This is a genomic window from Pelosinus baikalensis (assembly GCF_020819555.1).
GTDB lineage: Bacteria > Bacillota > Negativicutes > DSM-13327 > DSM-13327 > Pelosinus > Pelosinus baikalensis.
Genome location: NZ_JAJHJB010000080.1, coordinates 1 through 8,654, shown reverse-complemented (window position 1 = coordinate 8,654; position 8,654 = coordinate 1). Strand labels below are relative to the sequence as shown.

Annotated in this window: 15 protein-coding genes; 1 reads left to right on the top strand and 14 read right to left on the bottom strand. The window is 40.0% G+C overall.

Features of this window, described 5'->3' with window-relative positions:
- Positions 1–168: 168 nt before the first annotated feature.
- From LMF89_RS24655 to LMF89_RS24635, 5 genes are all read right to left on the bottom strand, one after another.
- Positions 169–336 (bottom strand): helix-turn-helix domain-containing protein, encoded by a 168-nt coding sequence (locus LMF89_RS24655; protein ID WP_369412717.1) that lies wholly within the window; start codon positions 334–336, stop codon positions 169–171.
- A gap of 182 nt (positions 337–518) precedes the next feature.
- Positions 519–1,511: a hypothetical protein gene (locus LMF89_RS24650; protein WP_229537448.1), complete on the bottom strand. Its 993-nt coding sequence runs from the start codon at positions 1,509–1,511 to the stop codon at positions 519–521.
- A 119-nt stretch (positions 1,512–1,630) separates the two neighbouring features.
- The gene (locus tag LMF89_RS24645; protein ID WP_229537449.1) at positions 1,631–1,954 is read right to left on the bottom strand and encodes a hypothetical protein; all 324 of its coding nucleotides are present in this window, start codon (positions 1,952–1,954) and stop codon (positions 1,631–1,633) included.
- A gap of 131 nt (positions 1,955–2,085) precedes the next feature.
- On the bottom strand, positions 2,086–2,664 hold the full coding sequence (locus LMF89_RS24640) for a sigma-70 RNA polymerase sigma factor region 4 domain-containing protein (protein ID WP_229537450.1): 579 nt from the start codon (positions 2,662–2,664) through the stop codon (positions 2,086–2,088).
- 86 nt (positions 2,665–2,750) lie between these two features.
- The gene (locus LMF89_RS24635; RefSeq protein WP_229537451.1) at positions 2,751–3,023 is read right to left on the bottom strand and encodes a DUF2292 domain-containing protein; all 273 of its coding nucleotides are present in this window, start codon (positions 3,021–3,023) and stop codon (positions 2,751–2,753) included.
- A gap of 92 nt (positions 3,024–3,115) precedes the next feature.
- On the opposite strand from LMF89_RS24635, the gene LMF89_RS24630 reads away from it, so the two are divergent.
- Entirely contained in the window at positions 3,116–3,574 is a 459-nt protein-coding gene (locus tag LMF89_RS24630) for a CBO0543 family protein (RefSeq protein ID WP_229537452.1), read from the top strand.
- A 307-nt stretch (positions 3,575–3,881) separates the two neighbouring features.
- Here LMF89_RS24630 and LMF89_RS24625 read toward each other — a convergent pair whose 3' ends face one another.
- From LMF89_RS24625 to LMF89_RS24585, 9 genes are all read right to left on the bottom strand, one after another.
- Entirely contained in the window at positions 3,882–4,145 is a 264-nt protein-coding gene (locus LMF89_RS24625) for a LysM peptidoglycan-binding domain-containing protein (protein WP_229537453.1), read from the bottom strand.
- Positions 4,099–4,317 (bottom strand): hypothetical protein, encoded by a 219-nt coding sequence (locus LMF89_RS24620; protein ID WP_229537454.1) that lies wholly within the window; start codon positions 4,315–4,317, stop codon positions 4,099–4,101. The genes LMF89_RS24625 and LMF89_RS24620 overlap by 47 nt, the downstream gene beginning before the upstream one ends.
- 5 nt (positions 4,318–4,322) lie before the next feature.
- Positions 4,323–5,738: a DUF5651 domain-containing protein gene (locus LMF89_RS24615; RefSeq protein ID WP_229537455.1), complete on the bottom strand. Its 1,416-nt coding sequence runs from the start codon at positions 5,736–5,738 to the stop codon at positions 4,323–4,325.
- 84 nt (positions 5,739–5,822) lie between these two features.
- On the bottom strand, positions 5,823–6,074 hold the full coding sequence (locus LMF89_RS24610) for a hypothetical protein (RefSeq protein ID WP_229537456.1): 252 nt from the start codon (positions 6,072–6,074) through the stop codon (positions 5,823–5,825).
- Between the two features lie 2 nt (positions 6,075–6,076).
- A complete protein-coding gene (locus LMF89_RS24605) occupies positions 6,077–6,583 on the bottom strand; it encodes a Holliday junction resolvase RecU (protein ID WP_229537457.1) in 507 nt (168 codons plus the stop codon).
- Between the two features lie 2 nt (positions 6,584–6,585).
- Positions 6,586–6,840, bottom strand: a complete 255-nt coding sequence (locus LMF89_RS24600; RefSeq protein WP_229537458.1) for a hypothetical protein — start codon at positions 6,838–6,840, stop codon at positions 6,586–6,588.
- A gap of 52 nt (positions 6,841–6,892) precedes the next feature.
- A complete protein-coding gene (locus LMF89_RS24595; RefSeq protein WP_229537459.1) occupies positions 6,893–7,924 on the bottom strand; it encodes an LvrA C-terminal domain-related protein in 1,032 nt (343 codons plus the stop codon).
- A 77-nt stretch (positions 7,925–8,001) separates the two neighbouring features.
- Positions 8,002–8,439 (bottom strand): DUF6166 domain-containing protein, encoded by a 438-nt coding sequence (locus LMF89_RS24590; RefSeq protein ID WP_229537461.1) that lies wholly within the window; start codon positions 8,437–8,439, stop codon positions 8,002–8,004.
- Positions 8,436–8,654, bottom strand: a 219-nt coding sequence (locus tag LMF89_RS24585) for an AbrB/MazE/SpoVT family DNA-binding domain-containing protein (RefSeq protein ID WP_229537460.1), incomplete at its 5' end; no start/stop codon positions are given. The genes LMF89_RS24590 and LMF89_RS24585, both read right to left, overlap by 4 nt.

Here is an 8,654-nt window from a genome sequence, read left to right as displayed (position 1 = left end):
ATTAATCACTTACTACGCCTTTAAAGTCAAGGGTTTTTAGCAATGTATACTTGTTATCTTTGGTCTCAAATCTTAAAACAGTCCTATCTTTACATTTAGCCTGCTTCAAGTGAGTTGTAGTGCGCGTGCATTCGCTTTCTTGGTTGTACACACAGTCTGTATGGCATTTCAATTTATCACCTCATTTTGCGCATAAAAAAAGAGCCTTACAGCTTCTTCAGATTCCTGCACACCTTTTTTAGTTGTTTTATCCCTGGACCATCCATGACGTTTTCGCCAAGATTTTACGGTTTCGACAGACACGGCGTATTTAGCAGCAATCTCTTTATATGGTATACCAAGGATGTAATCTCATTGGGCTTGTTCATGTTTTTTTGCCATTATTTCATCTCACCACCTCCACAATTAAGGAACTATTTTTATCATCCTCTATCCTTAGCTAAACAATATCAACACCTTGTATGGATATAAAAGACGACACCATCAAAGTGCCGCCGCTAAAATTATTTATTTTTCTTTTATAGGTTAGGGAGTTTTTTCAATGCTTGGTCAATCAATGATTGTGAAAGGTCATTAAGATTACTACTAAGTGCTTTTTCCGATGCATCTCTTGCTGGCGTGTTAAACAAAGTACCTGCTCCGTATCGACTTTCTTTTTTATCCATAAAAATATCATTAAAGATCATTTTTCCATTTTTAGTATCATACAAATATGAATTCATGGTTGCATCCGTCTGCCAATACATCTTCATCTCAAAAGTGAAAAAGGCAGTACCAGTAACTCTCTCAATTTTATTAAACTTTAAAATATTAACTAAAACATACTCATATTGATATTTTTCCGCTGCGGCGGCAAAAGCATCATTACTTAGCTGTTTGTTCTTTACATACTCATCTTTTATATAGTCAGCTAACTCATCTTTATTTTCTGTGACAAGTGACCGAGATAAATATTTATTAGTAATAGCCTGGTTAAATGGATCAACAACATGAAAGTATTCTACAAATTGATTAAAATCGAAGGTTTTCTTCTTAATTACATGTTTTGCGTCGAATTTTGCTCCAGGAGCAAGGTCTACTATCGTCACAACTCCCATGACCGATCTGTCTTTAGCCGATTTATTCATTACCTTAAATCCGCTTTTTATGACTTCAAGCAGCTTATCCTGATACACAATAGCCTTTATTTTAACCCAAAATACCATGTTCTGTCCGTTAAATGTACGAGATTTATCTAATACCGTAGTTTCTATTACTTCAGACGTAAGTGATTTAACTTGTTCGTCTTTGAGTTGAAGATTGCTCACTAAAGTTTCAGATTGTAAATAGGTTCCGACTTGTTCGAGAGCAGCTCGTTTAGCAATTAATAAGGCAGCTTCTTCACCTTGAGAAGGGGAATCGTACTCTGAAGCAATATAGGTGCCTTCGGTAATTATTTCTTTTGAATCAGCATAACAGGGTAATATAATTGCAAAGACCAAAAGCATAGTTAATAAGATTATTTTACGCATGAAAGATACCTCCTATTGTATATGTAATATTTTCGGAAAAAGGGAATATTATCCTTCAAATTCATTGTAATAAAGACCCTTTGAGGTGCTTTATTACAATGAATTGATATCTCTATATTTTATTTTATAAAGCTGATTATACCGATTACAATCAAAATAGGTGCCCAATACTCCACACGGATCCAAAACAAACTATGTGTTGAAACTAATTTAACTTCCTCACCGGTCTTAGGGTCAAGTAATATTCGCTCCGAATTCTGATTTAATCGCTTTCCTACAAACCAAACAGGTATAGCAGCAATGAAAAGTGCTAATAATACTGGCCACTTATTAAGGCTATAGTATCCTTTAAAGAATACCGCATCAAAAGATGATTGCACTATCAAACATACCAGAATAGTAATTATAGGGACTATAAATCCATAACCTCTCCAAATAAGCATAAGTTCCTCCATCAAATAATTTATTATTTCAGGTTATATTTTTCGACATTTTCCATCCATTTCCTTTATTTATATTATTACTAATAGTAAAACCGCCCCTAGCGGGACGGCCTAATAGTCTTCACATTTACTTACACTACTATCCTATCATAAAAACCAGCCCCATGTGCGTCCATTTTGCGTCCACTTTGTTTTTGGAAGCAAATCGTGATATATTTTATAACTTTATAATGAATAGACCTTATACGTTTTTCAGTACAATGAAACATGTCTGCTATACTGCGATTTGACCTACGCCATGAATATTTCATTTCTAAAATACGCTTTTCCTCTTCAGTCAATCGGTTAAAAGCCACGTCAAATGGTGCCATCCACTCTCGTATTTCATGAATTCGGTATCTAATGCTAATTAATCTCTTATATTTATCTGGTAGAAGCTGCTGTGCTTTCTGTGTTGCATTCTCTAGCTTTTCAATCATAGAGGCCAAGGGATCACTACAATTACTACCACCACCTGGTGAATAACCATATTTGGCTGTCATTTTTGGGGTGTCCATCATACATTTTATTGTTTCTTCCATCTCACGGATATCACCTAATAGAATGACTTCAATACCTCGCAGTTGCTCTAATCTAGACTGTTTATGATAATATTTTACAAGCACTTTTCCTATTAATGTTTCCCATGGTTTTATTCTTTTCGCTTGCATGTTCCCACACCCCACTCATAAAATATAAAATGCCGACACTCCTAGTAATCCCAGGTAGTGTCGGCTTCCGTTCGTCGGTCAGCCAATTATTCTTTTTTCTCCGGACGAATACTCTGCCGTATATCGACTCGGGTGACTTCACCGTTTTGTATGATAAAATCTACATTCCCAAACTTTAGGGAATCTAGCTGGTGCTGTGCTTTCTTTATCTGCTTAATAAGTTCATTGCTTAATGTCATACTTGTCTCCTTCAGATATTGATCTCCTCGCTTAGCAGCTGTACACATTGCTGCTACTAACAACCCAACTAAGCAGCCAATAAAGGCGGCTGGATATAACCAGGCTATATGGATATACATGTTATTTTGCCCCCGCCCTTTTTATCCATTTGCATAATTAAAATACTTAATCCTAATAATATCTTTTGACAGTCTCTTAAGGAGCAATTAATATGGACTTTTTTTATACCCGTTTTTTAATATCATGGGCTTGTTGGCTAATTTTTGCAGATAGATCACGCTGGAAGGAAATGGTCCCAGTTTGTGCCTTTGCATTATGCTTAAGTTTAATTAGCGACCAAATTGTCGAATGGTATGTAATCTATTGGGAGTATTACGGAAACGAACCAAAGATTATAAGGGAGCTCATGGACGATTTTGATGTTTACATTATTGTTACCTATCTCTTTATCCAATGGCTTCCTAAAAAGCAGTCATACTTTATTATGTTTTATTATTGGTTTGCTTGGACTGCCTTGGCGATTACTATAGAATATATCCATGTGAAAACGGGACACATGGCTCATTATAACGGATGGACGTTTTGGCACTCTTATATATCTGACTGGATATTATTTTGGTTATTTTATCAGTACCATAAATTTTTTCAATTAGAAAAGTTATCAAAATAATCTATCCCGCCCTCCCCAACATAACCTCTCTCCTACCATCCAAACTGGTTACACCGCACTTTTAATATGCAGTTCTAAATAACAGATTAATCACCTTTATTCACTTTGGAACATATTATGTAATGTAACTGCCTCCTAAGTTGTTACGGGTCCCTTACTAGCTGCTCTAAAGAGCAGCCAGTTTTTTTACCGCTCATCTCCAGCCTATATATATTTCTATTAACCAGCATCCTACTACTGACAGTTCTCATATCGTTCAACAACTTCTCTCCCATTTAAAGCTCTCCCCCTTGAAGGCGCTATTTTTCTATTCCCACCGATTTATTTCTAAAACCAACCCCGCCCACACATCACTCTCACCAATCACATCATAATTTAATTCCCTGATCCCCTCGCGGAACTCCGCAACCTGTCGAGGATCATCGCCCTGGCAATACTGCTCAGCAATAGACTGCAGCGTGTCACCAGGGCTCACGGTATATTGAACTGCAACTAGAACCAACACCAGAATAAACTGTTTCATTTCAAAGCCCTCTCTTCCTCTGCGGCCCTCTACGGCTCTTTGTTTCAACCCGCCCTTGCAATGATACTCCACTAGTACTATTCCCGCCCCTGACGACGTCTAGCGCTCCAGTGACAATCCTCTCGCTAGAAGCATGAGGGGCTAATCGTCGCCCCTTGATCATCCACCCTATCAAGCTACTAAATACTGCATACTCTGCTTCCGTACGTTGTATAGCCATTCTCATTACACCAATAGCCTGCATGGATCTTTACAATCACGGCCAATATTCTTGATATTTCTTAGATCTGGTGCGACGTTTAATTCCCTCAATTTCGGGGTAATAGGGCTGCTCACTGGTGCATTTTCTTCACGCGATTGGTATGGCTCCCGAATCACAAAATACCGATTCGTCAACAATGTTGCTTCTACACCATCACTAGGATCAGGGATCTTGTCCACCTGACGATCAGCAAAAACTGTACTTTGACACTCGCGGCAACGTCCTTTCGTTCGACCACCTGGAAAGCCATTATACATATTAGCAAAATACTCAGCACCGCAAGAGCATTCAATACGATAGCGCTCCTGCTCGGTGGTGGAAGTAGTTTGAGTTTGTACCACTCCCGGCTTACTCCATTCAATATCTTCCAAGCCAGACACACGCATGGCGACAACTTCCTGCATATCGATTGCCACAAATTCGTCATCTACGAACTTGGCACAAATACTCCGTGAAAAGCGACTTGGACGCTTAATTTCAGTTATGAGACATTCTATCATATGTTTGGGTAGGTGCATTACAGTTTTTAGACCATGGTTGAGTACTAACGTGACAGGCAGACCATCATCCTCGCAATCGAGATCCTCTTCCGCTGCACCACTCTTCTGAACCCCACTACTCTCAGTAAGCAAATCATACTTAACCTGCAACTCCTCAAGCTGCTTTCGTAATTCCTGTGCTTCTTTCGCAAACCGATCCCAGTCACTCCGAATAAACGCCACAATGTCACACATGCTCGGATTAGCAGGACCATCACCGTTCGGATGCAGGATATCGTTAATCACTATTTTCAGCCGATCATACTCCGAAACTCTAAGCTGCAGTGCTTCTAGCTCTGCACCTATATTTGCAAACTCAGGCTTTTCGATGAGTCCTGGTGTATCTGTCTCAGGTGCAAGGTCACTAGCATAGCTGTATTGGCATTTCTCTTGCGCTTCCGGATCAACTGGCACTACATCATACTTGGACAAAACCCTACGTGCTGCACACTCTTTATAATCTGCCTTGGTGCATGTTTTGCAACTATGCTCAATCACAAATCCATACCAGTCTTGGAAATCTTCTACGTCAATCGGCAGCGTGCTTTTTAACTGCAGCATGTCCTTATTGGCTTGGATGGCTTCTGGCGTAGCCATAAACATGATTCTAAGTTTGGAGATCGATACCATTAGATTTTCCTTGGCCTGCTCATCAAGATAGCCTAGTCGTATGTCTGCTGATTTTTCGAGTCTAGTCCGTGCATGCCTGAGCTCAGAAAGAAATTTCTTATCTACGTTCTTCAAACCAGAGTACAATTCAATGACTTTCTCAAGCTGCACCCTGAGCGTCATAAGTCTTACCAGATTCTCTTTTTCATCCCGTGATAAATATTGATTCATTCTCCCCCACTCCAATCAATTTTATTTAAGTTCGTTTTTCTATACGTGCTCACGAGGCACTCATAACATTTGATAACAAGGACATTACTCGCCACTGATAACAATTATCGTTGACCTTCCATTATCGGCATAAGAACAATTACCACCAACACTGACACTAAAGGCTTCACCAACCCCGGTCTTAATAACAGCTGCGCCTGAACTATTCTCTAGCAGTGAAATGATCTCGCTATAGTCATTACTTTCAGCTTTTAGAAGACCACGTTTTTTGACCTCTTCAAGCAAATCTTCATCACCGAACTCATCCAGATCAACATCAACACTGACAATGGCCACTTTCACCCCACCTTCCTAAACAGCCGATCCACTATCGGCAAATAATCTAAACTCTGAGGCACCTTCCATTCTGGTGAAAAATCCTTGATATGTATCGATGCAGCCCCGCCCGCTTGCCATTCATCCAGACCATACTCCCAAACTTTCCATGGTACCGCAAAGTACCTTCCACCCTTGAAACTAACAAACACGAAGGAGATTCCCCCCGTCTTATAATGCCGATCAAGAAACTCTTGTTGATGCTCTTTCAGCTCCGCCCAGCGAATCCGATCAGAAGACAAACACTCCTTTGCATCAAAGGCAATGGATTGTCCCTTATAGCTCCCTAGAAAATCCACGATTGACTTATTTTCCACCTTTGCAGATATGATCTTCCCGCCCTGGCGAATAGGTATCCACTCCGTTGGCACTTTAGTTATAATTGCTTTGCCTCTGGCCTTATATATTTCATTCACCATGATGATCGACTCTTCAAAAGCCTTACCACGGTTTGCATGCGCATATCTCACATCTACACCTCCGTCTCAAACAGCACCAAGGTACCTTCTTTCACAGGTACCGCAGTTGGAAATACTAATATCTCCCCTCGCTGGTTCTGAATCACACGAAATCCTTTATGATACTGCTCTGCCATCTTAACAGCCTTTTCAATCTGGCTGCGAACCTCCGGACTAACAGCATTTTTACTCTCCTTACGCTTCTGGCAATGAGAGCAAATATTCTCCACATTATCCGTTAACCGACCACAATGCACACATGGTCCCACAATTAACCCTCCTAACATTTCCCAGAAAATAACAAATACAAAATGATCTTATTTATGCTACATCAAGCCTCTTCTTACAACTGCATTCTGTCATTGCACCAGCTGGATCTGCTTTATCTACTGGTATACATCCTACTCCACGACATTCCGGACAATCCGGTGAAAATACTGGAGCATATTCTTTAAAAGCTCCACTGGACAAAAAAGTCTGTGGCATCTTGATATAATCCAAATCAACCTTTTCAGATTTGACCTTTATCGAGTACTTCTTAGCAGCTCTTACAAGGTCATTAGGAGGTATCCCCTTCTGCATAAGCTTGTTCCATGCTTCCACCGCCTTATTCATACCCGATCGTCGAGGATACTCATTCCAGAAAATCATAAAATCAGTATTGGGTTTTATTCCATTGTCAGAATTATCCATGCCACTAAAGTTATCCACAGATTTTTCAATAGACAACGGATCGACATGAGTGGTCTTGTTAAGGGAATCAGGAATCATGTTAAAGGAATCAGCCCGATTAGTACTGTGCATTACTAGATTAGTACTGTTCTTGTCTGGTGCTTGTACCGTACTTGTACCAGAGTCCTTCGAAGGCTTGATTTTACTGGATTCTTGCTTTTCGAGTACACTACTAGCACCCTCCTGCTCTGATGCTACGACTACACCTTGCACAATACCACTCTCATTATTAAACTGTTCTTGTATGTTACTTGTACTATTTATGCATGGTGCTTGTACTGTACTTGTACTGTGCAAGTCTGGTGCAGGTATAGTACTAGGCTTTTCATTTCTATGAGGATTTTGGTGTTCAATAAAGGTTAAAATCTGTATGTACCGTTCTCCATTTACTTCATAACGAAGAATAAATTTTCTATTTGACAACTCCTGAAGCAACGAATCGATATCACAATTATCATAAGGTAATACTTCTATTTTTATTTTTTTAGGCCGATCTTCAAGCCGTCCTTCCCGATCCGCTATAGTCCAAAGACCAGCGAATAATAGCCTTCCAAGCGGCTCAATTTCTGCAAGTTCATCATTCGTAAAAAATCCTGGTTTAATATTTCTAGATCTGGCCAACCATAACCACCACCCCTGTGTAAATCATGTCTACTCCCCCTAATAAGGGGCGGCTCCCACACCGCCCTCTCATCACACTATGATGCAGTCTTATGCTGCTTTAACCATTTCCTTATTTCCTTACCTTTTATCGTGGCGCCATCATAAGGCACCCTAACTATAAAATCCCATTTGAATATCTGGTGCAGCTCTTCTGCTGTCTGCCGATCCGTAAACATAGCCAAGATATTAAGAGCCAGCTCAGCAGGTCCAGAACCACCATAGCCCCATTCAAAGCCATTCGGACTATGCAATTCTATTTGTTGCGATACGTTTGTTAACACGCTGCCATTCTCGCTACGCTTCAGAATAATATCACCGCTAAAATCTAGCTCAGGCTCCTTGAACAATCGTCCTTGGCCCTTCTGCCTCTCCCTGGTACCAATGATCTTGGTCCAGCACACCGGGCCAAATCCTTTTTCTTTACTGATGACGTCTCTTAGTACCCGATTGCAACGTCCACATCGTTCGCTCATGCAACATCGCCACGCTTCTTTTGAGTAATGGATTCCAGGCACTTACTGCAAATTGTTTTTCCTTTAAATTCACTCACATTATCAGGGCTACCGCAAAAAATACACTCATAAGATGGTTGATATTTCATAAGGATAATACGATCTTTATCAACATAGATTTCTAAACCATCTTTCTCTCCAATTTCCAACGTTCTTCTGACTTCTATAGGAATAAC